Source organism: Periweissella beninensis (assembly GCF_016908275.1).
GTDB lineage: Bacteria > Bacillota > Bacilli > Lactobacillales > Lactobacillaceae > Periweissella > Periweissella beninensis.
The window spans coordinates 1-23,071 of record NZ_JAFBDN010000013.1 but is presented as its reverse complement, the minus strand read 5'-3'; the positions used below and the strand labels follow the sequence as shown (position 1 = coordinate 23,071).

Genomic DNA, 23,071 nt, shown 5'->3' with positions numbered 1-23,071 from the left:
CTCATCATGGCGTTAACAGTAGATAAAAAAGCACTCATTTGGAAAACCCTTAACGAAACGCGTGGTAAAATCGAGCCCGCTGAATATAAGAACTATATTTTCGGGTTGATGTTCTACAAGTTCTTGTCAGAAAAGGCCCAATCTTGGCTAGATGCGCAACTACGTGGTGAATCATGGGTAGATGTCTGGCAACAAAATCCTGAAAAGGCGGCTGCCTTTATGCAGCGGAAGCTCGGGTATGTGATCCAACCCGGCGATATGTTTAGCGACTGGCAAGCAGCCATTAATGTCGACCAATTTAATATCACCCAGGTCGCCGATGCACTAGCGCACTTTAACCAAGGGATTCAGCAAGGTGCGAAAGCCAACTTTGACGGTATCTTTGATGATATGGACTTGGCTTCAAGTCGTTTGGGCAGCAATACCCAAACCCGAACAAAGACCTTAATGGATTGGATTAGTTTGATTGATCAAATCGAACTGGATGAAGATGCGGACGTATTAGGGGATTTGTACGAATACTTAATCGGAATGTTTGCGGCTAATTCTGGTGCCAAGGCCGGTGAGTTCTATACGCCACACCAAGTGTCTGACATTATGGCCCGCATCTTAACGGCTGGTCGTGAAGATATGGCTCAATATAGTCTCTATGACCCAGCCATGGGTTCTGGTTCATTATTGCTGACAACAGCGTCATACATGCACAACGCCGGCGTTCGTGGGGCGATTAAGTACTACGGGCAAGAAGTGATTACGACAACGTATAACTTGGGCCGTATTAACCTAATGATGCACGGGGTGGAGTATAACGATATTCACATTCACAATGCGGATACGTTGAACTCTGATTGGCCTGATGGGGTAACGGATGGGGTTGATAATCCACGTATGTTTGATGCTGTGATGGCGAACCCACCTTACTCACTAAAGTGGGACAACGAGAACCGTGAAGATGATCCCCGCTTTAAGTCTGGGATTGCACCTAAGTCAAAGGCTGATTTTGCCTTCTTGCAACACGGTTTGTATCACTTGAAGCAAGATGGCCGGATGGCCATTGTCCTACCACACGGTGTCTTATTCCGTGGCGCAGCCGAAGGGCGTATTCGTCAAGACTTGTTGGAGAAGCATCATATTTCAGCCGTGATTGGCCTACCAGAAAAGATCTTTACCAATACCGGTATTCCAACCATTATCATGGTCCTAGAAAAGAATCGCACGTCAGATGATGTCTTGTTTATTGATGCCTCAAAGGGATTTGAGAAGCAAAAGAATAATAACAAGTTGCGTCCCGAAGATATTGAGAAGATTGTGGCGACCTTCTTAAAGCGTGAAGACGTGGAGAAGTATGCGCATGTCGCTACCTTTGATGAAATCAAGGAGAATGATTTTAACCTCAATATTCCGCGCTACGTGGATACATTTGAAGAAGAAGCGCCCGTTGATTTGGTGAAAGTCAGTCAAGAGATGCAACAGGTCCAACAAGAAATCACTGCGGCAAACGCTAACTTGTTGGCCATGCTAAATGAATTGGCTGTCACGGAAGAGAATGCCGAGATGATTAATGCGGCAAAAGCACTCTTTGGAGGTGTGACTGATGAAAAACACTAAGCCAAGTATCCGCTTTGCTGGTTTTACGGACGATTGGGAAGAGCGTAAGTTAAAAGACGTTTTAGACATATCCAAAACCAAAAATAAAGCTCAGCAGTATGGAAAGGTCGATGTTCTGTCTGTATCTCGAGAAGTTGGAACTGTTAATCAAATAAAATATCAAGGTCGATCGTTTGCTGGATCTGACCTTTCTAATTACAAGGTAGTCCAAGGCGGTGAATTAATATATACCAAAAGTCCACTTAAAGGCGCTCCCTACGGAATATTTCAGGTCGCGACTATAAAAGGAATTCTATCTCCCTTATATGCTGTGTATACGTCTACAGATAAAGCTTATACACCATTTGTAGCGATGGCATTGAAAAACGATAATATCGCTACACACTACCTAACTCCATTAGTCACAAAAGGCGCAAAAAATACTATTAATGTGACTGATGAAGGAGCATTAGAAGGAAAAATACAATTCCCAAATATTTTGGAACAAAAACAAATTTTTATATTTTTCAAACAGTTAGACGAGACTATCGCTCTCCATCAGCGCCAGTTAGATTTGCTCAAGGAACAGAAGAAGGGGTTCTTACAAAAAATGTTCCCTAAACAGGGAGCAAAAGTCCCTGAATTACGGTTTGCTGGGTTTACTGAAGATTGGGTACAGCGTAAGTTAATTGATGTCAAAAACAATGAAGATAGATATTCTTATACAGGAGGTCCCTTTGGTTCTGATTTAAAATCTTCAGATTACACTGAAATCGGTGTACGAATAATTCAATTGCAAAATATAGGTGATGGTAAATTTGTAAATGACTATAAAATTTACACTTCTGAAGAAAAGGCGCGAAGTTTAAATTCAAATCTAATATATCCTGGAGAAATTATAATAGCTAAAATGGCTAATCCCTTAGCTAGAGCAACAATATTGCCAAAAATTGAACCTAAATATTTAATGGCTTCGGACGGTATTAGGTTAAAAATTAACACTGATTATTTTGATAATTATTATATATTAACTCTGATTAATTCAGATGTTTTTAGAAAAGAAGCACTAAATAATTCTACCGGCACTACAAGAAAACGAATTGGACTGGTAACGTTAGGAAACTTGCCGATGATGATTCCTAGTTTTGAGGAACAACAAAAGATTGGATCATTTTTCAAACAACTAGATGACACTATCGCTCTTCATCAGCGTAAGTTAGATTTGCTCAAAGAACAGAAAAAAGGATTCTTACAAACTATGTTTGTTTAATGTCTATTTTTATGGTTACATCAGGATAACAGTGTTCGTGAGAAAAATTATTAATTTCATATATTAGGGTTAGCGTATAAATAACAATAGAAAGATTCAGTAAATGGAAAATATTATTGGTTATATTAAGTTTGTTGAAGAAGATTATATAGATAGTTTTTTATCACTAAAAAAATTATGGTTATCCGAAATTTCTGTTTTTACAAAAAGTAGTGAAGAATCAGTTGGTGACCTAATCAATGATCCAAGCGAGGGGAAATTAGATAGCATTTTTTTAAATATGCCATCATATATAACTAGCTTTACGGAACTAACCACAAATTCTTTTGATACCAACGGGAGATTAAAAGAAACTATTGCGGATTCTATAATTAAAAGTGAAGAAACCCTTGGCAAGAATAGAAACTTTGTATTCATACCGATAGAAAACATGCAACTCCTACTGACCAATTTAAATGACACACAGAATGGTGAGCGAGACGGTGTATTAAGTCACACCACTATATTCTCCAGAAAAGTTTGTTATATAGATGACTATCAAAATACAATGCGTAAACTTGAAGATGATTTTTTTGCCGGCAATGTAAGTATAGATAATATTGCAAAAGGTTTTTTACAAACAAAAGACGAAAAATATAAGATTCAAAACGAGTTTAGACTTGGAATTGTCTTTCCGTATAAAAAAAATGACTACCTATATAGCTCTGAGCCTGGTGTTGAATTGGAATTAACACCAGTAATACCATTTGCAACGTTATGTTTTAAAAGAGAAGGATTAAAAACTTTAAATATAAACCAATTGAACTAAAAATAAAGTCCGACTTTAAATTTAATGCTAATTTTTTGAGTACATTTAATAACCCTTTTAATAAGTAGTACCGTACCACTAAGTATGTACTATTAATATTAAGGTCTATAATTGAATTATCACTCCGTACAAAACGTATTAAAACAACCCCCATTATCTAATTATTAGATAATGGGGGTTTTGGTTCTTTGTCAAATGGTACTGATAGACTAAATAATTAAATTAATTTATTAAGCAACTAATTCATAATTTGGATTAGTTGTTTTTTTGTAATTTATCGCGTTTTTTAAGACCGAAGAGAATGTCTTGATAACGTGACGTTGTCATGTCTATCAGTACCAAAAAGTGTAGACCCTTTAAAAAAATACATATTCATTTGCTAATGGGAAATATAATGTTACAAATAAAAGATAAACATGGTAAAATTGAGGTGAATGTTTTAATGTGGATTTTGTTTTGGAGGTAAATTTAGCAATGGAGTTAGAAACGATAACGGCTAGTGAAGAAGTGGCTTCAATAAGTGATCAAAAGTTAAAACTATTAGTTCAAGAAACAGTTAATCAGGTTTCAGTAAAGCAACTATTTATTACTTGGCAACAATTATTCGACTCGCAACAATTAAAAAACTCACAAATGCACGAATTATTTACAGAGATATATCATGAACAACTTCTTTTTAATGGTATTGAAAGTAATGATAATAATTTAGCATTAAAGCGTTCACTAATAGCGTTTGTCTTGGCGAGATTAGCACAATTGCATTTAGAAAGACCATGGCTTAATCTTGCAGAAGCAACCTTATTATCAGAAATGGCTTTAGATTATATGGATCAAGAGTCGGTTCATGTATCAGAATGTCAACATTATAGTTGGCTCCAACCATTTGCAAATGGTGCTGAACTTTTAGCAGATGTGGTCTTATTTGTTGAGTTTGATAATGAACGTGTTCAACGAGCATTGACGGTAATTAGTCATATTATCTTAGATATTGGTCCTTTTAGTGGCGGGGAAGAGAGCCGTATTGATAATGTAATTGTGCATTTAGTTGGTGAGGATTTAATTGATAGTAAGGAACTAATGCGGTGGGTAAACGACTTGATTGCTAATGCAAAGAAAGATTTAAGCCAAACATTTAGTTTGTCGACCTTTTTACGTTCCTTAGTATTTAAACTTGAATATGAAGGATTATCCTTTAAGCAATTTAATCAAACCGTTAATCAGTTTTTAAATGAAGTTTATCAACAAAACAATTGTTTATAAGAATAAAAAACTTTACTTACTTTTTAATAGCGTGTATACTTACTTATTGTTAATAATAAATAAAGGAAGTATATCATAATGGAAGATAAATTTTTAGAATTACAAAAAAAGCGTCGAACTATTTATGCACTTGGTAAAAATGTTGAACTTACAAATGATGAAATTGAAAATCTAGTTAAGTCAGCGGTTAAAGAAGCACCTACCGCCTTTAATAATCAATCAACACGGGCGGTAATTCTATTTAATGAAAAACATGATAAGTTTTGGGATATTGTAGTTGAACGTTTACACCAAGAAGTTCCAGATGAAGACGCTTATGCGAAGACAGTTGCTAAAATTAATGCATTTAAGGCCGCTTATGGGACAGTTCTGTTCTATACTGACATGGCAATTGTTAAATCGTTTGAAGAAAATGTTCCATTTTATGCTGAAAAATTCTATGATTGGTCAGAACAAGGAATGGGAATTGCTAATTACTCATTATGGTTAGCCTTAACTGATAATAATTTAGGTGCATCTTTGCAACACTATAATCCAATTATTGATGAACTAGTTGCTAAAGAATTTGATATTCCAAGCAACTGGCGGTTACGTTCACAAATGCCATTTGGTTCGATTGAAAGCCCAGCTGGTGAGAAGGATTACATTGAAGATAATGAACGTTTCCGTGTTTTAGACAAATAATTAAATAAGTATTTAATATGACTAATTATTAATAGGCATTTAGTAAATAAGTTAAGACCTTTCAAATTGGAATAATTCCAGTTGAAAGGTCTTTTAGATGTCTTTAAAGAGTTAATAATAATTTTAATTGGCTATGGTCCTGTCTGTCAGAAACTTTTTTTTTTGGTATAATTAAACGAATAATACTAAGAAAGGAGTACTTAAATGCAAAGAATAGGAATTATTGGTGGTGGAATTGTAGGCGCATTAACAGCTTACTTTCTTAAAGAAGCTGGGTTTAATGATATTACAATTTTTGATAGGCAGATTGGGCAAGCAACAGCTGCATCAGCGGGAATTATTTCGCCATGGCTATCAAAACGGCGCAATCAAAAATGGTATCACTTAGCGAATGACGGCGCGAGCTTATATCCGCAGATTGTGAAGACAGCTAAAATTACAGCGGCTGCTTACCAACAAACAGGGACAATTATTACACGTGCTAATAGTACAACTGTTGAAGCACTATTTGCATTGGCCCAAATGCGTAAAATTAGCGCACCTATGATGCAAGAAATTCGAATTATTTCAGCAGATGAAATAATGAAAATGATACCACAAACGCAAATAAATAGTGCGGGTGTTTATATCAGTGGTGGTGCTCGGATTGATGGAGCACAATTTGTTAGTGAGGTTAATAAATATACCCAGGTTAAATATATTAATGAATCTGTTCATTTAACAGCTAACGGTAAGATTGAAGGTTACCCAGAATTCGATAAGATTATTGTAGCAACGGGAGCTTGGCTACAAGAAACCCTAATACCGTTAAATTATGCAGTAAATGTACGACCACAAAAAGGCCAATTAATTGAACTAATTGATGCCCAAACAATTACAGTAAAAAAACAACCAGTTCTGATGCCAGAAGGCGAAAGTGATTTTATTCCACTAGGTGAAGGGCGAATCATTATTGGCGCAAGTCATGAAAATGATGCTGGTTATGATTTAAAACCGACACCCATAATTAAAGATTACTTACTTAAAAGTGCGCAAAAAATAAATCCACAGCTAAGGCATGCTCAAATTACTAAGATGCGTGTGGGAACACGCGCGTATACACCTGATTTTGCGCCATTTTTTGGTTATTTACCTGAATACCCTAATATTTATGTAGCGAGCGGCCTTGGGTCATCCGGATTAACGACAGGGCCTATGATTGCTAAATTACTAGCAGAATTGATTATTAATCGACAAACCGACATATCAGCATATACTAAGCCAATTAGTGAGTATATTAAATTTAAAAATTAATTATGTAGTGCTTGAAGTGCTAAATTATGGGCCCCCAAGTTAGCTTTTTCAGGTAACCATTGAGATATGACCAAGCCGTATTGATCTTGAAGGTTATTAATTTCGGTTACGATAGTTTGGTGGTGTTTCGCATAATTTGCCTGTAAACTTTGGTCAACAATTTTACTATCAGTGAAAAAAAAGATAGTTTCATTTGCCGTTACATAATTGTTAAGAATGGTGAAAGCATATTTAACAGCGGCAAATTCAGCAGTGTGGTTATCCATGACACCTAAATAATGCTTTAATTGGATTTGTTGACCATCTTTAATTAACAAAATACCAGCACCACTTGGCCCAGGATTTCCTTTTGTTGCAGCATCAGTATATAATTTAATCATAATTAGAAACCTCGAGGTGATTTTTTTGAAACCGATACGTTCATTTTACCAACCTAGCGGCTTAATTAGTATCATAAGTTGGAGTTGGGTAGTAGCATTAGGATTATTAGCCTTGATAATTCAGTTAGAAGTGACACATTTTAATATTTGGACTGCAGGATTATTGGGGATATTTATTATCGTTACATATCTTAGTATTTATCGTAGAAGAGTTTATTTAATCGATGATACTTTATTTTTAGGACATATTTTTTATCGATATGATAGTGTCGAAATTAAGCAATTGAAAAATATTAAATTAAGTAGACATCAATTAAAATTTGATGTTAATGGAATGACCCGTGAGTACTTTATTACTAAAAATTTCAAAAATGTTTTAGAAAAACGGTTAGTTGAAAAGGATATTAAAATTTAATGAAAAAATTTTTGGTACTAGATACTAGTATAGCAGTGATTATTTTAGTGGTGGATCAATTGGTAAAGCAAGCCATTGAAAAGAGTAACTTAGGGTTACACCATAGTGTCTTGGTTCAAGATACAATTATTCCAGGAATATTAGCTGTTACTAAGCTGCATAATAACGGTGCTGCTTGGAGTATTATGGCAGGACAACAGTGGTTTTTTTATATTATAACGACTTTAGCACTAGTTGCTTTAGGATTTGCATATTATAAATTCAAAAACAAGCTGCTTTTTAGATTATCATTATTAATAATGATTGCTGGCACATTAGGTAATTTTATTGACCGAGTACGCCAAGGCTTTGTGGTCGATATGTTTGTTTTAAAATTTATTAATTTTCCAGTGTTTAACATTGCTGATGTTGCGTTAACAGTGGGTGTAATTGGATTGTTTTTAAGTATCTTGACTGATAAGGAGATAGATTAGCAATGCCAGAGCTTAAATTAGTGATTGATACACAAGTGGGTCGTATTGATAAAGTATTGGGAAATGAATTTAACCAATACACGCGTTCACAACTTGCAGATTGGATAAAAAAGGATTTAGTGTTAGTTAATGGGCAACCAGTTAAGGCTAAATATGCTGTTAAAAGTGGGGATGTTGTTATAATAACACCACCTAAACCAGAAACACTTGATTTAATTGCTGAAAACATTCCTTTAGATATAGTATATGAGGATAATGACCTTTTAGTTGTTAATAAACCAGAAGGAATGGTTGTACATCCAGCACCAGGACATACCAGTAAAACATTAGTTAATGCGTTACTATATCATGTTCCTTTAGCAAAAATAAATGATACATTACGACCAGGCATTGTTCATCGTATTGATAAGGATACATCCGGTCTACTAATGGTTGCGAAAAATGATATTGCACAACAGAAGTTACAACAAGAATTAAAAGCGAAAAAAAATTTACGCGAATATATCGCATTAGTTCACGGTAATTTAGTTGAAGAGACTGGTACAATAAACTTACCATTAGGACGTGCCAAAACGGATCGGAAAAAGCAAGCAGTTATTAAAGATGGTCGGAATGCAGTAACACATTTTACGGTTTTAAAACGCTTTGTTAACTACACGCTAATTAAGGCGGTGTTAGAAACCGGGCGCACACATCAAATTAGAGTTCATATGGCTTACATAGGGCATCCCCTGGTCGGAGATCCATTATATGGGCCTAAAAAAACGTTAGGTGGCCATGGGCAATATTTACATGCTAAAACTTTAGGTTTAACCCAACCAACGACAGGTGAACAATTAAAATTTGAGACAGCACTACCAGAATATTTTGTTAAAACATTACAAGGTTTACAGCCCCTTGATGATGGGCATGATTTAGATATTTTAAAATTATAATTACAGAAGTAGGAGATACAAAATGTCAAAACAAATAATTGATGCTATGGCAATGCAAAGAGCATTGACGCGGATTACTTATGAAATAATTGAAAAAAATCGAGGAATTAATGAATTAGTGTTAATTGGTATTAAAACACGAGGTGTATATTTAGCACAAAGAATTGCTGCCCGATTACATCAACTTGAAAATACAGAAATTCCGGTTGGTGAATTGGATATTTCACATTATCGAGATGATATGCAACTAGAAAAGCCTGCCGCAAAAATTGATATTAAAGTAGATGTAACTAATAAACGTGTCGTGTTGGTTGATGATGTTTTGTATACTGGCCGTACGATTCGTGCTGCACTTGATGCTATTATGGATAATGGTCGACCAGTCAATATTAATTTGGCAGTGTTGGTTGATCGTGGGCATCGGGAATTACCAATTCGAGCTGATTTTGTTGGTAAAAATATTCCAACTGCTCAAAATGAACGAATCAAAGTAAATGTTGAAGAAATTGATGGTTTTGACGATGTGGAAATTGACAAATAGTTATTAGTGATAATTTACATAACATCAAAATCAACTGAAAGGAGCGTTTAATTATGAGTAATCGCTATTTAATTTTAGCTGATGGTAGTACGTATGAAGGAATCGGATTTGGATCAGAAGCAACTACTTTCGGTCATATTGTTTTTAATACCGCAATGACAGGTTACCAAGAAATTATTACAAATCAGATATATCATAATCAAATTATTGTTTTTAGTGCGCCAACAATTGGTGCTGGGGGAATTAACCATGATGCTTATGAATCAATTTTTCCAACCGCTAAAGGAGTAATCGTACGTGATGTTGCTGAAGTATCAACCAATCGTTTGAAACGAATGAATTTAGATAAATTTTTAACACGACATAATATTCCGGGAATAACCGGTATTGACACACGAGCTCTTATTCGTCATTTAAGGGAAACAGGTCCACAAAAAGCAAGTATCGTTGATTTTCCAGATGATCATGCTTTTGATCAGTTAAACGCAACAGTGTTGACCACCCGGCAAGTCGATGCTGTTGCAACACCACGAGCCTATCCAAACCCTGGAACTGGGAGTACAGTTGTTGTGATTGATTTTGGTTTGAAACACGGTATTTTACGCCAATTAAGTTTACGGAATGCCGATGTGACAGTATTACCGTACACTGTTGATACTGAAACGGTCCTTAGTTTAGATCCTGATGCCGTAATTTTTTCAACAGGGCCGGGAGATCCTCGAGACTTGCCTAATTCGGTGTTTGAGTTAATGCGCCAACTTCAAGAGCGGGTCCCATTGTTAGGAATCGGATTAGGACATGAAATTTTTGGTTTAGCTAACGGTGCTAGTCTTGTAAAGTTACCATTTGAACATCATGGAACGAATCATCCAGTTAAAGAAGTTATCACTAACGCATTATTATATGTCCCACAAGGAGCAGGTTATGCTGTTGATCCAACATCAATTGATCATGCTAAATTGATTACAACGCATATCGATATAATAGATAATTCAGTTCAGGGTTTACGACATCGAGATTATCCTGCGTTTTCAGTAGCATTTTTCCCAGACTCAGCGCCCGGCCCATTAGAGGGGACAACCGTGATTGATGAATTATTTGAAATGATTGAGACAAAGGATAGGTTTTAATTATGATAAAACCAAAAATTAAAAAAGTATTACTTATTGGTGGTGGGCCAAATGATTTTGGCCGTGAGTCAGAATTAGATACCGCCATGATTCAAATTATTGGGGCTTATGCGGAAATGGGCATTGAAACGGTGGTAATTGATGAAAATCCATATTCATTAGCGCTTGAAATACCTAAGATTGGTACATATTTACAAGCCATTACGGCTGAAAATATAAAAAAAATAATTGAAATTGAGCAACCAGACGCAATTTTACCAGCGTGTGGTGGCTTAACAGCTTTTAATGTATTAGGTGAATTGCTAGTAGATAAAGATTTTCATTTAATGGAACGATTGGAACTTTTAGGTGTTAATCAACAAACACTTGAACTTATTAATAACCCTGGTTTATTAGCTAATCGTTTAAAACAAATGGGGGAACCTGTGACTATCTCCAAAGTTGCTAACTCAGTTGAAGATGCATTTGATGTGGCTCGTGAAATTGGATTTCCAGTTAATGTGAAACCTGTATCAGCCCATTTTGAAGCTAGTCGTCAAATGGCTAATGATTCTGAATCATTGGATTTAGCATTGAAAATTGCTTTTCGACAAAGCCGGACTAAACAAGTAGTTATTTCGCAAGATATAACCGGCTTACGGGAGGTCGGGGTTGCAGTATTAAGAGATAAGCATGATGTTAATATGCTAGTGGGCGCTGTTGAGGATATTGATCCAGTAGGAATTCATGCCGCTGACTCCATTATTGTTACACCAGTCCAGACATTAACGGATCGGGAGTTTCAGCGGTTACGAATGGCAGCCTTTAGAATTATGAAACAGCTTAATATTCGAGGAATTGCGCATATCCAATTTGCACTTGATCCAAAAACTGATTCTTACTTTGTAATTAAAATTAGTCCATATTTTGATATGAATAGCTCATTAGTTGCGCGCGCAACTGGGTATCCGTTAGCTTTGGTTTGTGCAAGTGTGATGATTGGAATCGAACTTGAAAAAGTAAAATTACCAAGTGCATTTGCTAGTAAGATGGCAATGATTGAACCAGTCATGGACCATGTAGTTATCCGTTTTCCAGTATTTCCTTTTGGTGAAATTGAAAATGCCGGTATTAAGGTCAATCATCGTTTAAATACGATGCAAAAATCAGTTGGTTCAACGATTGGGATTGGCCGTTCAATTGAAGAAGCCCTTGAAAAAGCGATTCGAGCAGCACATTTTAGTAATCGTAGTTTTTCACCGCATATTATGAATGCATTACCAGAAAATGATTTAATTCAACAGTTAATTCATCCACGTGATAATCGGATATTGTTACTTATTGAGGCTCTTAGACGTGGATACACAGTTGATGAATTAGCAGAATTAACTAAAATTGAAGAATATTATCTTTATAAACTAAGACACATTATGGAATTAGAACGAGGTGTGATTAATAATCCTGGTAATATTGAATTATTAACACAAGCAAAATATTATGGCCTTTCAGATGGGTTAGTCGCTAAGCTATGGCAGAGTGATTTTGATAGTGTGCGAGGATTAGCTAAAGATAATGATTTGGTGCCTACTTATAAGGCAATTGAGCCATCCGCTGGAGAATTACCGGAGCGTGTTAGTAAGTATTATAGTACCTTTGAGATGGAAAATGAATCAAGCCAACTAGGTGAAAAATCTGTGTTGATTATCGGTACAGGTGCATTTCGTTTGGGTGATGGAGCAAGTGGTTCATATATTACAGCAACGGTTTTAAGTGAACTAAAATTGAATGGTTTTCAAACAATTATTATGAATAATAATCCAAATGCATTAAGTTTAATTCCACGTTTAGCTGATAAACAGTATATTGAGCCCCTTGAGATTTCGGATGTTATGAATGTTGTTGAATTGGAACAACCTGCATTAGTAATTGTACCAGGTAATAGAATTAAGTTAATTACAGCATTACGTAATCGTGGGGTACGGACGATTGTCTTACCTAAAGAGAAGTATATGCCACATGGTCCTTTAAATGGGGAGCATGAATATGCAGCAAATTACTATTATGATGGTAAAAATAGCTATTTGATTAGTTTAACTGATCATATTGCAGGTAAACTAATGATGGATCGTGAGGTTTTAAACCAATTTGTGACTAAAAATATACCTTTACCCAAAATGGAATTTGCGTCGCCTGGGTTGTACCAATTAGTTATGCCTAAACTACCGCATAAAAGTTCGGTTGAAGGTGGCCAATTGCGACCAATACCATATGGTCAAATTGCTTTTATGAATAAGGTGACTGGAATAAATTGGTTGAGAATTATGGTTCGTGATTATGTTCATTGTTTAACGGATGCTGATAAGGCACTTTTAGCAAAATTACCTGAAATAACTTGGAAATATCAAGTTAGTGAATTAGTTGCTAATGATACGGATTTTTTTCAACATTTACAACCTGCTAGTGATTTAGATACAACTAAATTTGAAATGGGTGTTAGTTTAAAAATCTTAGGCTAGGTTTACTACTATAAAGTTCTTTAGTAAACCGGGAATAAATTAAAGCGTCAAAACGAATTTTTTGTCTTCGTTTTGGCGCTTTTTCATTATTCAAATTTGTTTATTCGGCTTACTTTGGCTATTAATAAGGGCTAGCTAGTTATTTTGTGATGAAAACTATAAATAAGTTTAATTAATTTAAAAGTGTTTATTACTTTCTTGTACTAAACCATCAAAAAAATGTTTCAAAGATACTTTGCCACCAGTTAAACGTTTATTTTGGAGAAATTGACTTTCAATGCAGACATTTTTATATTCATACAGTGCGTTAGCATATTCAATAACTAATTCATCACCCATATCATCTAACAACAAGGTTGCTAAGTTACGTAGCCCAACCTTTATGGCCCGTCTTATTCTTTGAAAGAGAATCTTTTTCTCATGGTCGTCAATATGATATAGGGTATTAAAATTAATTTCACGAAATGTTAAATTTTTATCGATCATTAATTGAGCGATGGCTAAGATATCAGATACGCCTTTTTCAGAAGTAATACCTAAAAATCGTAATACCGATAAAATTTTTTCTTTATTTGCAAAAGTGGTTGTTGATATAGTATTAATGTGATCGTTATTAGGTATTAATAAATTTTGAATATGTTGTAGTTTCTTGACCATTTGAAGACTCATTATAACGTTTTGAATAACAGTTTTTACTTCAATAATATTAATTGGTTTGTCAATAAAAAATTCAATACCAGCCTCATAGGCTTGCGTTCGTAAGGCACTATCATGCACTTGAGAAATCATGACAAATTTTAAATCTGGTTTTAATGGTTTTATTTGTTTAATTAACTCAATTCCAGATATTTCAGGCATCAATAGATCAATCAAGACAATATCAATGTTGTTAGCAATCAAAATCGTATTGAGAGCATTACTGGCGGTATGCGCAATACCAACAACGTTATTATTAATATCATCTTCTAATATTCTTTGTAAGATCATCGGAACTGAGGGATCATCATCAATAATAAAAAAATTCATAAGAGTTCTTCCTGACTTAATCTTTGTTTATTCAAGGTTATTTGAAAATTTGTTCCTTTGTTAATAGTTGAGGTTACAGAAATATCCCCTTTAAATTGTTCTTCGACAATAATACGGACATGGGAAAGACCAATTCCACGATAAACATCACCGGTATTCATGTTAAATTTTGTTGTATAGCCGGGTTGAAAAATTAAATTTAATATTGAAGCATCGATACCACTGCCATTATCACTAATATTAATAATAATATCTTCACCAACATCTTCAGCAGTAAGGCAAATGATACCATTATTAATGTCTTGTAAGGCGTCAATACTATTAAACATTATATTTGAAATGATGGATACTAAATAATAATGATTTGGCACAATTATTTCTACATTACTTTGTACGTTAGTAACAATATTATAATGATGTTCCTTAATGTTAATACGAATATAACTTGCAACGACACGTAAAATATCACTGAACTTCATTGTCGAGTTATTACTATCATTAAAATAATCACCAAGACCACGTACAACATTTAGATAATCTTTTTTAATCTCATGAACATCTCGAGCAATTGCTAAAGCCATATCTTTACTTTGATGATTTATATTAGTCATTTCTAAATTTTGATTTAATAGATATGCATTGCGCATAACATTCTCAATTTCAGTAATATTCTTTTTCATAAAATAAACTTCACTTTTAACTGATGCAGCAATCCAAATAAAATAATAGTAACGCTGTTCATGAGTGTCGTCGCGCATCATTAAATTAAAATAATGATAGATAAATGCAAATACACAACTACAGATGCTACGAACTAACGCCACAATAAAAATAAACTGAAATAAAAAATAATTATAATGGCTAAAATTGGTTAGAAGACTAACCTCTAGAAGATTAGCTAAATAATCACAAATGATGATAGTCAATAAAAATGAACTATTGTTCCAATGACTACGGCGCCAATAAAGTAGATAATATAAAGCACCATAACAGATGTAATAAGCGATATCTGTAACAATAAATGTAAAAATTTGAGAATTTGAATTATGATGGCTGATGAAAAGTAATATCCCTCTAAAAAATGGTGATGCGATACTGATGCTAACGATTAAGTAAAAGGGATTTAAGTCGGCATTAAAATATAAAAAAATCGGTAAAATTAATGGTGCAAGCGCAATAATAAAACCATGAGTATATGTTTGAAAATTCACCTGAGATGCTAGTGAAATACAAATAGCTGCAATAAATATTCTTTGAGATCGACCGTAATCTATAAATTTGGTTTGAGTAAACACAGAAATAGCCTCCATGATAAAAATTGAGCAAGTTTTTTGAAAGATTTCATGAAGTTTTTTGAAGTTTTATGAAACCGCTTACTATAATGATAATTGTAAATAAAAAAGGAGGATAACACAATGTTTAACTTACGTAATCGCAGTTTTTTAACCTTACTTGATTTCACACCAAAGGAAATGGCATTTTTATTACAATTATCAGAGGACTTGAAAAAAGCCAAGTATACTGGTATTGAAAAGCAAAAATTGGTAGGTAAGAATATTGCTTTAATCTTTGAAAAAAGTTCAACACGGACGAGATGTGCATTTGAAGTAGCAGCTTATGATCAAGGAGCGCATGTTACTTATCTAGGACCAAGTGGCTCCCACATGGGTAAAAAAGAAAGTGCTAAGGATACAGCGCGTGTGTTGGGTGGTATGTATGACGGAATAGAATATCGTGGTTTTTCACAAAGAACGGTTGAGACATTAGCTCAATACTCTGGCGTACCAGTTTGGAATGGGCTAACTGATGAAGATCATCCAACCCAAGTGTTAGCAGATTTTTTAACTGCTAAGGAAGTTTTAAAGAAAAATTATCAGGATATGCACTTCACCTATGTTGGTGATGGACGAAATAATGTAGCTAACGCTTTGATGATCGGAGCTGCAACGATGGGAATGACCTTCCATTTGGTTTGTCCTAATGAGTTACAACCAAATGATGAACTAATGAGCAAGGTAGCAAGGATTAGTAAAAAAACAAATGCAAAAATTATGGTGACTTCAGATATTGAAAAAGGTGTAAAGGATTCAGATGTTATTTACACAGATGTTTGGGTGTCAATGGGTGAAGCTCCAGAAGTTTGGGAAGAGCGAATTAAATTGTTAAAACCATATCAAGTAAATAAAGCGTTGATGGAAAAAGTTGGTAACCCCAATGTTATCTTTGAACATTGTTTACCTTCATTTCACAATGATGAAACAAATGTCGGTAAAGAAATTGCTGAGAAATATGGGTTAACAGAAATGGAAGTTACCGATGAAGTGTTCGAAAGTGCGGCATCAGTTGTATTCCAAGAAGCTGAGAATAGAATGCATACCATTAAAGCAGTAATGGTTGCAACTCTAGGTGAATAAAACGAGGTAATATAATGGCAAAAATTGTTGTAGCATTGGGCGGTAACGCACTAGGTAAATCGCCGAAAGAACAAATGGAATTAGTTAGGAATACAGCAAAATCTTTAATTGGCTTAGTAAAAGCTGGTCATAAAGTTGTTATCAGTCATGGTAATGGGCCACAAGTTGGGGCAATCAACTTAGGAATGAATTTTGCAGCAGAACATGATAAAACAGCCGCGTTTCCGTTTCCTGAATGTGGTGCTATGAGTCAAGGCTATATTGGGTATCATCTACAACAAAGTCTACAAAATGAGTTAGCAAGACAACAGATTGATAAACCAGTCATATCAGTGATTACACAAGTTGCCGTCGATGCCACAGATAAGGCATTTGATAATCCGACTAAACCTATTGGAGACTTTTATAGTCAAGAAGATGCTCGACGAATTGAACAAGAAAAAAACTATATTTTCAAGGAAGACGCTGGTCGTGGATATCGGCAAGTTGTACCATCACCACGCCCTGTTGAAATTATTGAACTGAGTAGTATCAATACATTAATCGAAAATAATAATTTAGTCATTGCAAGTGGTGGAGGTGGCGTGCCAGTAATTAAAACAGATCAAGGATTACGAGGTGTACCAGCGGTAATTGACAAGGATAAATCAAGTGCATTATTAGCTGATAACTTAGATGCTGATCAATTAATTATTTTAACGGCAGTTGATGAAGTATATATTAATTATGGTAAGACTAATCAACAAGTCTTAAAAAAATTAAATAGCACAGATGCAGATATATATATTAAAGAAGGTCAGTTTGCACCTGGAAGTATGTTACCTAAAATTGAAGCTTGTTTAAATTTCGTTAAAAAAAGTAATATGCGGTGCGCTTTAATTACTTCGTTAAACCGGCTAGATGATGCATTAGCGGGCAACCTTGGAACCCTCATTACCCAAAAGTAAGTAAAGAATGAATAATAAAATGAGATTCTAGGGATGATACAAATTGATTGTCACTAGAATCTTATTTTATAATTAAAAAGGGGTTAAATCATGAAAAATATTAGAAATAAGAAATTTAAACTGAAAATGCCGGGCGCATTTGTAATTTTGTTTGTATTAACTATTTTAGCAGTGATTGCTACGTGGACCATTCCAGCTGGTAGCTATGCAAAGCTATCATATAATCAAAATAATGCGCAATTACAGATAAAGGAGCCTAGTGGAACTGTAAAGAACGTACCAGCAACCCAAACACAATTAGATAAATTGGGCGTCAAAATTAATATTAAACAATTTACGTCTGGCGGAATAACGGATGCAATTTCAATTCCAAACACGTATCAAAGGTTAAAGCAAAAGCCTGCAAGTGTAGCAGCAATTCCAAATAGTATGGTTAATGGGACTATTGAGGCTGTAGATATTATGGTTTTTATCTTTGTTTTAGGAGGGCTAATTGGTGTCGTTAAAGCTAGTGGTGCTTTTGAATCAGGCTTAATTGCATTAACCAAAAAAACTAAAGGCCATGAATTTTTACTAATTTTCTTTGTAGCTGTGTTAATGGTCCTAGGTGGAACTTTATGTGGTATTGAAGAAGAAGCTGTTGCATTTTATCCAATATTGGTACCGGTCTTTATAGCGATGGGCTATGACTCGATAGTGAGTGTAGGAGCTATTTTTTTAGCTAGTTCAATTGGAACGTGTTTTTCAACCATAAATCCATTTTCTGTGGTTATTGCATCTAATGCAGCGGGTATTAATTTTACACAAGGAATAGTTTGGCGGATTATTGGCTGTATAGTTGCGGCAATTTTTGTTATTGGGTATTTATATTGGTACAGTAAAAAGGTAAAAGAAAATCCTGAATTTTCTTATTCATATGAAGATCATGAAACATTTGTAAAACTATGGTCTGTAAGTTCCAGTAGTGAAGAGCAAGCGATTTTTACGATACGTAAAAAAATTATTTTAATTTTATTTGTAATTACTTTCCCGATCATGGTTTGGGGGGTTATGGGAAAAGGATGGTGGTTCCCTACGATGGCCGCATCATTTTTAACTTTTGCGATTGCTATTATGTTCCTAACAGCAACGGGTAAATTTGGTATTGGTGAAAAAGGTGTTGTTGATGCGTTTGTAAATGGGGCATCAAGTTTAGTTGGAGTTTCTTTAATTATAGGTCTAGCTCGTGGAATCAACATCATTTTAAATGATGGTAAAATTTCAGATACCATGCTTCAATTTTCATCCAACTTAGTAACACATATGAATGGTCCTATTTTTATTATTGTAATGATGTTAATATTCTTTGTATTAGGATTTGTTGTACCATCTTCGTCAGGTTTAGCAGTATTGTCAATGCCAATATTAGCACCATTAGCAGATACTGTGAATATTCCACGTTTTGTGGTAGTCACTGCTTATCAATTTGGCCAGTACGCAATGCTCTTTTTAGCACCAACAGGATTAGTAATGGCGACATTGCAAATGTTAGATATGCGTTATTCACACTGGTTTAAATTTGTCTGGCCAGTAGTAGCTTTTGTATTAATTTTTGGTGGTGGCATTTTAATTGCAGAAGTTTTAGTATATTAAAAAAATTAAGCTAGTATTTAACAAAATTACTGGTATAATTAAAAAAATATCTTTTTAAATTGGTCCAGAGAGTCCAAAAAAAGCACAGTTAATCTTAAATTTGTTAATTAAATTTTTAAAGACAGTGCTAACATGGCTGTCTTTTTTTGTATACATTTTGACTAATTTAATACGTTTAGGAGAAAAAATGAATAAAAATTTTGGTAAAATAACTGTAATTAATGATAATCAACGAAAAATGAATCATTGGGATATGTTCGCAACGTGGATTGGCGCTAATGCTAATAATGGAACATGGTATATTGGCGGTGTCATTGCCGCAGCTGGCCTATGGACGAGTTCGCTTGCATTAGTAACGGCTGGTATAATTTCATATATTATTTTAGGTTTAGCCAGCTATATGGGGTTTAAAACGGGGTTACCAGCAATGGCTCTTACGCGTGCTTCATTTGGGCTAAGAGGTTCGTTTATTCCGTCAATAATCAATGTTATTCAATTTATTGGTTGGACTGCCGCAAATACATTTATTGCAGCAATTTCTATTAGCGTTATTCTACATGACATATTTGGCTTTAAAACATATCAACAGCATGGTCTATTAGGAATTTCAATTGGCATTTTAATTATGGGACTGTTACATTTATGCTCAATTTCTTTAGGGCAACGCTCAGTTCAATTAATTGAACGAATCGGTATTATTTTAGTAATTATATTTGTTATTTGGGAAAGCATTGTTGTTTTTAAACAAGTATCATTTGCACAAATTGCTAATTGGCAACCTAAGGTGGTTGTTAAACTTAGTTTTGGTAATGCTCTTGATATATTGGCAGCGTTTAATCTAGCATGGGTGACTGCTGCTGCAGATTTTTCACGTTTTGCAGCAAAAAAGACCGCTGCGACAGTAACTCCATTCCTAGGGGCTAGTCTGGGATTGTTTTGGTTTGCATTTATTGGTATTTTTGCAACCATTGCAACGGCATTGTCCCTAAATGTATATGATCCAAATAATTCTGATCCATCAACAATTGCTTCAAAATTAGGATTAGGTGTGATTGCTTTAATTGTGATTGTGATAACATCAACGACGGCTAATGCAGTTAATTTAATGGCAGCAGGGTCAGCATTGACAAATTTCACTAAAAAAATTAATTTAAATCAGGCATTATGGATAGTTACCATTATTGCAACCATTGTTTCATTTATACCACTATTTTTTGCAACATTTTTAGATGCTTTTACGCAATTTTTAGATTTAGTGGGGATGTTTTTAGGACCAGAGATAGCGATATTTTTAACTGACTACTTTCTATTGAAAAATCAAAAGTATGATATATCAGCTTTTACAAAGATTGCGGGGCAGTATTGGTATGATAAAGGTGTTAATATAATTGCATTATTAAGTTGGCTGCTTGGATTAGGCGTATTCTTTATCTTTTCAATGTTACCAATAATTAAAGATACAATTGGTGCTACTTTTCCGACAATGTTAGTCACTAGTATTGTTTATTTAATTATTAGTAAGATTAATACTAAAGATTAGATAGATAATTCTAAAAAAATCTATGTTAAAATTTAGTTAGAATTAGTGAGGTGATAATTATGGAAAAGCAAAAATATAATACTATTTTAGTGCCAGTAGATGGCTCCAAACAAGCTACTTTAGCCTTAAAGAAGGCTATTGCCACTACTAAAAGAAATGGTGAAAAAGCACGTTTGTATATTGTACACATCATTGATCCCCAATTATTTAAAAATATTGGTACGTTTGATCAAAGCATGGTTGAAGAAGCTGCAACAAATGCTAACACAGTGCTACAAGAATATGTTGAAGAAGCTAAACAGGCGGGGGTTAAAAATGTAGAATATATAGTTGAATATGGTTTACCTAAAAGCTTAATTGCCAAAGAAATGCCACAAAAAATACAGGCAGACTTAATTATTATGGGGGCAACTGGGTTAGGTAGTGTTGAAAGAGTTTTCATTGGCTCAGTCACGGATTATGTTATCAGAACAGCTAATATTGATGTATTAGTTATTAAAAATAATAAGGAATAACGCTTATTTTATAAAGTATAAATTAAAAAATTGTATTGAATAAGGATGTTCTTGAATGAAAAAGTTAAAGAAAGTCATTATAGATGCCCCAATAGTGCCAATAGCATATATTGGAGTTGGTTTATTAGCAACTATAAGTGCTATAGTTTTCAAAAATGACTATAAGAATTATGGATGGATGGTAACTTATGGGATTTTAATGATCGTAGGTGGGATTATTTTTTTACATACGTCTATTAGGGGAAAAGTTATTATTTGGAATAATATCATGGCACAACTAAAGATACCTAAGAATAGTCAAATATTAGATTTAGGAACTGGTCATGGACTTGTATTACTTAAATTCGCAACACGTTTGGCAAAAGATGGGCACGCAACTGGCATTGATTTGTGGCACAAGCAGGATCAGTCAAATAATACTTTAGAGTACACTCAAATGATTGTACAGGAAAAGGGTTTAGCAGATATTGTTACCTTACAAACGGCGGATATGCTTGATTTACCATTTAGGTCGCATAGTTTTGACTTTGTGACAGCTAGTATGGCGTTACATAATATTCGAACAAAGAAAAAGCGTGGAACGGCCTTATCTGAGGCTATTCGAGTTCTCAAAGATTCCGGTACTTTAATTATTGTTGATACAGGAAATCATAAAAAAGAATATATTACTTATTTACGTTCAAAAAACTATCAAATTGAGCAGGCTAAAACATACGGTATTGTAGGTTGGTGGACGGGACCGTGGATGACGAGCTACTTGATTATTGCTAAGAAGCAACTAAATTCGCAAGTTCTTCAAAATAGTTGAAATTTATCAATTAAGTAGTCTTGCTAAACCATGTCAGCATATTTTTTAAGAGGTTTTAATTCAGTAATTATTTAGTATTTTTTGGCGTACTTCTGTATACTTTTAACGTTTTTGCAGTTACAAAAACCCCTAAGCTAAACCCATAGCTTAGGGGTTATTATTTTGTAGTATTTTTTTACTAAGTAGCGCTTAAAAATGGTGAGCATTCTTTTGTGGCCATTTTTTAAGACCTAGGAGGAGAAGATAACCACCAAAAATTAGCCAACTTATTAAATTGATTAAAAGTCCTAAGCGCATCGATAAGGATGGTTTATAAGTAATGGTTACGACATTATGACCACGACTACTTCTGACCATTAATGTACCAATCTTGGTTGTGTAATATTGACGTTTAGTTGGTGTCTGACCATTTATTAAAATGCGATCATTGGCATATTTAACTACACCGGTATTATGATAGTTTTCTTTGGTAGCCATCCAACTTACCCGTAAGCCAGTTTTAGTAGCTGTTTTTTTATTATGCGTATTTTTAGCTATTTGCATATTATATTCATTATATGGATGCAAAATTACTGCCCCTTGCTTAACCGGTAAATAATCAGAAGTTGGCTTCCAAATTACTTTTAGAGCTGCGCCTAAATTCTTACTATAAAAACGTTGTCGTAATTTTTCACCATTAAGTATATAGCTAACATTGGTCTTGCTAGCAATAATATTATTAGGTGAACTCCAGTTTAAACTTGCGGTATATACCAGATTTTGAACAAGCAAAATACTAAGCGTTGCAATAATAAACATTATTAATTTACTGATATTATTAACTGGCGAATTTTATAATCAAGTTAGCCACTTTAGAAAAATGACAAAATAAAAACACCAAGACTTAAAAATCAGGTATCATTGGAGTTCTCACACAAA

The 23,071-nt window shown here is 34.3% G+C and carries 22 protein-coding genes; 18 read left to right on the top strand and 4 right to left on the bottom strand.

Annotated features, from left to right (window positions below; genetic code table 11):
* The first annotated feature begins 6 nt into the window (after positions 1-6).
* From JOC59_RS05950 to JOC59_RS05925, 6 genes are all read left to right on the top strand, one after another.
* Positions 7-1,608 carry a type I restriction-modification system subunit M gene (locus JOC59_RS05950; RefSeq protein ID WP_205143889.1) on the top strand — a complete coding sequence of 534 codons (1,602 nt, stop codon included), beginning with the start codon at positions 7-9 and terminating at the stop codon, positions 1,606-1,608.
* Positions 1,595-2,857 (top strand): restriction endonuclease subunit S, encoded by a 1,263-nt coding sequence (locus JOC59_RS05945; RefSeq protein ID WP_205143888.1) that lies wholly within the window; start codon positions 1,595-1,597, stop codon positions 2,855-2,857. The genes JOC59_RS05950 and JOC59_RS05945 overlap by 14 nt, the downstream gene beginning before the upstream one ends.
* Before the next feature lie 103 nt (positions 2,858-2,960).
* Positions 2,961-3,665: a hypothetical protein gene (locus JOC59_RS05940; protein ID WP_205143887.1), complete on the top strand. Its 705-nt coding sequence runs from the start codon at positions 2,961-2,963 to the stop codon at positions 3,663-3,665.
* 474 nt (positions 3,666-4,139) lie between these two features.
* Positions 4,140-4,925, top strand: coding sequence for a DUF2785 domain-containing protein (locus JOC59_RS05935; RefSeq protein ID WP_205143886.1), 786 nt, complete (start codon positions 4,140-4,142; stop codon positions 4,923-4,925).
* A 78-nt stretch (positions 4,926-5,003) separates the two neighbouring features.
* Complete coding sequence (locus tag JOC59_RS05930; protein ID WP_205143885.1) at positions 5,004-5,609, top strand: nitroreductase family protein; 606 nt, start codon at positions 5,004-5,006, stop codon at positions 5,607-5,609.
* A 204-nt stretch (positions 5,610-5,813) separates the two neighbouring features.
* A complete protein-coding gene (locus tag JOC59_RS05925) occupies positions 5,814-6,902 on the top strand; it encodes an NAD(P)/FAD-dependent oxidoreductase (RefSeq protein ID WP_205143884.1) in 1,089 nt (362 codons plus the stop codon).
* On the opposite strand, the gene JOC59_RS05920 is transcribed toward JOC59_RS05925, so the two are convergent.
* Entirely contained in the window at positions 6,899-7,282 is a 384-nt protein-coding gene (locus JOC59_RS05920; RefSeq protein WP_205143883.1) for a ribonuclease HI family protein, read from the bottom strand. The genes JOC59_RS05925 and JOC59_RS05920 overlap by 4 nt on opposite strands.
* Positions 7,283-7,307: 25 nt before the next feature.
* Here JOC59_RS05920 and JOC59_RS05915 point away from each other — a divergent pair, with 25 nt between their 5' ends.
* From JOC59_RS05915 to JOC59_RS05890, 6 genes are read left to right on the top strand one after another with little or no spacing between them, the layout of a single operon-like run.
* The gene (locus JOC59_RS05915) at positions 7,308-7,697 is read left to right on the top strand and encodes an EbsA family protein (protein WP_205143882.1); all 390 of its coding nucleotides are present in this window, start codon (positions 7,308-7,310) and stop codon (positions 7,695-7,697) included.
* The gene (lspA, locus tag JOC59_RS05910) at positions 7,697-8,170 is read left to right on the top strand and encodes a signal peptidase II (RefSeq protein ID WP_205143881.1); all 474 of its coding nucleotides are present in this window, start codon (positions 7,697-7,699) and stop codon (positions 8,168-8,170) included. Before JOC59_RS05915 ends, lspA begins: the two co-directional genes overlap by 1 nt.
* Before the next feature lie 2 nt (positions 8,171-8,172).
* The gene (locus JOC59_RS05905; RefSeq protein ID WP_205143880.1) at positions 8,173-9,105 is read left to right on the top strand and encodes an RluA family pseudouridine synthase; all 933 of its coding nucleotides are present in this window, start codon (positions 8,173-8,175) and stop codon (positions 9,103-9,105) included.
* Positions 9,106-9,127: 22 nt separating this feature from the next.
* Entirely contained in the window at positions 9,128-9,646 is a 519-nt protein-coding gene (pyrR, locus tag JOC59_RS05900) for a bifunctional pyr operon transcriptional regulator/uracil phosphoribosyltransferase PyrR (protein WP_205143879.1), read from the top strand.
* A 53-nt stretch (positions 9,647-9,699) separates the two neighbouring features.
* Entirely contained in the window at positions 9,700-10,776 is a 1,077-nt protein-coding gene (locus JOC59_RS05895) for a carbamoyl phosphate synthase small subunit (RefSeq protein WP_205143878.1), read from the top strand.
* A gap of 2 nt (positions 10,777-10,778) precedes the next feature.
* Positions 10,779-13,271 (top strand): carbamoyl phosphate synthase preATP-grasp domain-containing protein, encoded by a 2,493-nt coding sequence (locus tag JOC59_RS05890; RefSeq protein WP_205143877.1) that lies wholly within the window; start codon positions 10,779-10,781, stop codon positions 13,269-13,271.
* A 177-nt stretch (positions 13,272-13,448) separates the two neighbouring features.
* On the opposite strand, the gene JOC59_RS05885 is transcribed toward JOC59_RS05890, so the two are convergent.
* Complete coding sequence (locus JOC59_RS05885; protein ID WP_205143876.1) at positions 13,449-14,297, bottom strand: DNA-binding domain-containing protein; 849 nt, start codon at positions 14,295-14,297, stop codon at positions 13,449-13,451.
* Positions 14,294-15,592: an ATP-binding protein gene (locus JOC59_RS05880; protein ID WP_205143875.1), complete on the bottom strand. Its 1,299-nt coding sequence runs from the start codon at positions 15,590-15,592 to the stop codon at positions 14,294-14,296. The genes JOC59_RS05885 and JOC59_RS05880 overlap by 4 nt, the downstream gene beginning before the upstream one ends.
* Before the next feature lie 120 nt (positions 15,593-15,712).
* Between JOC59_RS05880 and argF the strand changes: the two genes are divergently transcribed.
* From argF to JOC59_RS05850, 6 genes are all read left to right on the top strand, one after another.
* Entirely contained in the window at positions 15,713-16,711 is a 999-nt protein-coding gene (gene argF / locus JOC59_RS05875; protein WP_205143874.1) for an ornithine carbamoyltransferase, read from the top strand.
* 14 nt (positions 16,712-16,725) lie between these two features.
* Positions 16,726-17,658, top strand: a complete 933-nt coding sequence (arcC, locus tag JOC59_RS05870; protein WP_205143873.1) for a carbamate kinase — start codon at positions 16,726-16,728, stop codon at positions 17,656-17,658.
* A 90-nt stretch (positions 17,659-17,748) separates the two neighbouring features.
* Positions 17,749-19,290, top strand: a complete 1,542-nt coding sequence (locus JOC59_RS05865; RefSeq protein WP_205143872.1) for a YfcC family protein — start codon at positions 17,749-17,751, stop codon at positions 19,288-19,290.
* A gap of 187 nt (positions 19,291-19,477) precedes the next feature.
* Complete coding sequence (locus JOC59_RS05860) at positions 19,478-20,830, top strand: cytosine permease (protein ID WP_205143871.1); 1,353 nt, start codon at positions 19,478-19,480, stop codon at positions 20,828-20,830.
* A 59-nt stretch (positions 20,831-20,889) separates the two neighbouring features.
* Positions 20,890-21,345, top strand: a complete 456-nt coding sequence (locus JOC59_RS05855; RefSeq protein ID WP_205143870.1) for a universal stress protein — start codon at positions 20,890-20,892, stop codon at positions 21,343-21,345.
* A gap of 55 nt (positions 21,346-21,400) precedes the next feature.
* A complete protein-coding gene (locus JOC59_RS05850; RefSeq protein ID WP_205143869.1) occupies positions 21,401-22,153 on the top strand; it encodes a class I SAM-dependent methyltransferase in 753 nt (250 codons plus the stop codon).
* Between the two features lie 189 nt (positions 22,154-22,342).
* On the opposite strand, the gene JOC59_RS05845 is transcribed toward JOC59_RS05850, so the two are convergent.
* Complete coding sequence (locus tag JOC59_RS05845) at positions 22,343-22,951, bottom strand: hypothetical protein (protein WP_205143868.1); 609 nt, start codon at positions 22,949-22,951, stop codon at positions 22,343-22,345.
* Positions 22,952-23,071 lie beyond the last annotated feature (120 nt).

What these genes read in the sequence shown, in the direction of transcription:
- JOC59_RS05950 (WP_205143889.1), top strand. Translation starts at nt 7, where the DNA reads ATGGCGTTAACAGTAGATAAAAAAGCACTCATTTGGAAAACCCTTAAC.
- JOC59_RS05945 (WP_205143888.1), top strand. Translation starts at nt 1,595, where the DNA reads ATGAAAAACACTAAGCCAAGTATCCGCTTTGCTGGTTTTACGGACGAT.
- JOC59_RS05940 (WP_205143887.1), top strand. Translation starts at nt 2,961, where the DNA reads ATGGAAAATATTATTGGTTATATTAAGTTTGTTGAAGAAGATTATATA.
- JOC59_RS05935 (WP_205143886.1), top strand. Translation starts at nt 4,140, where the DNA reads ATGGAGTTAGAAACGATAACGGCTAGTGAAGAAGTGGCTTCAATAAGT.
- JOC59_RS05930 (WP_205143885.1), top strand. Translation starts at nt 5,004, where the DNA reads ATGGAAGATAAATTTTTAGAATTACAAAAAAAGCGTCGAACTATTTAT.
- JOC59_RS05925 (WP_205143884.1), top strand. Translation starts at nt 5,814, where the DNA reads ATGCAAAGAATAGGAATTATTGGTGGTGGAATTGTAGGCGCATTAACA.
- JOC59_RS05920 (WP_205143883.1), bottom strand. Translation starts at nt 7,282, where the DNA reads ATGATTAAATTATATACTGATGCTGCAACAAAAGGAAATCCTGGGCCA.
- lspA (WP_205143881.1), top strand. Translation starts at nt 7,697, where the DNA reads ATGAAAAAATTTTTGGTACTAGATACTAGTATAGCAGTGATTATTTTA.
- JOC59_RS05905 (WP_205143880.1), top strand. Translation starts at nt 8,173, where the DNA reads ATGCCAGAGCTTAAATTAGTGATTGATACACAAGTGGGTCGTATTGAT.
- pyrR (WP_205143879.1), top strand. Translation starts at nt 9,128, where the DNA reads ATGTCAAAACAAATAATTGATGCTATGGCAATGCAAAGAGCATTGACG.
- JOC59_RS05895 (WP_205143878.1), top strand. Translation starts at nt 9,700, where the DNA reads ATGAGTAATCGCTATTTAATTTTAGCTGATGGTAGTACGTATGAAGGA.
- JOC59_RS05890 (WP_205143877.1), top strand. Translation starts at nt 10,779, where the DNA reads ATGATAAAACCAAAAATTAAAAAAGTATTACTTATTGGTGGTGGGCCA.
- JOC59_RS05885 (WP_205143876.1), bottom strand. Translation starts at nt 14,297, where the DNA reads ATGAATTTTTTTATTATTGATGATGATCCCTCAGTTCCGATGATCTTA.
- argF (WP_205143874.1), top strand. Translation starts at nt 15,713, where the DNA reads ATGTTTAACTTACGTAATCGCAGTTTTTTAACCTTACTTGATTTCACA.
- arcC (WP_205143873.1), top strand. Translation starts at nt 16,726, where the DNA reads ATGGCAAAAATTGTTGTAGCATTGGGCGGTAACGCACTAGGTAAATCG.
- JOC59_RS05865 (WP_205143872.1), top strand. Translation starts at nt 17,749, where the DNA reads ATGAAAAATATTAGAAATAAGAAATTTAAACTGAAAATGCCGGGCGCA.
- JOC59_RS05860 (WP_205143871.1), top strand. Translation starts at nt 19,478, where the DNA reads ATGAATAAAAATTTTGGTAAAATAACTGTAATTAATGATAATCAACGA.
- JOC59_RS05855 (WP_205143870.1), top strand. Translation starts at nt 20,890, where the DNA reads ATGGAAAAGCAAAAATATAATACTATTTTAGTGCCAGTAGATGGCTCC.
- JOC59_RS05850 (WP_205143869.1), top strand. Translation starts at nt 21,401, where the DNA reads ATGAAAAAGTTAAAGAAAGTCATTATAGATGCCCCAATAGTGCCAATA.
- JOC59_RS05845 (WP_205143868.1), bottom strand. Translation starts at nt 22,951, where the DNA reads ATGTTTATTATTGCAACGCTTAGTATTTTGCTTGTTCAAAATCTGGTA.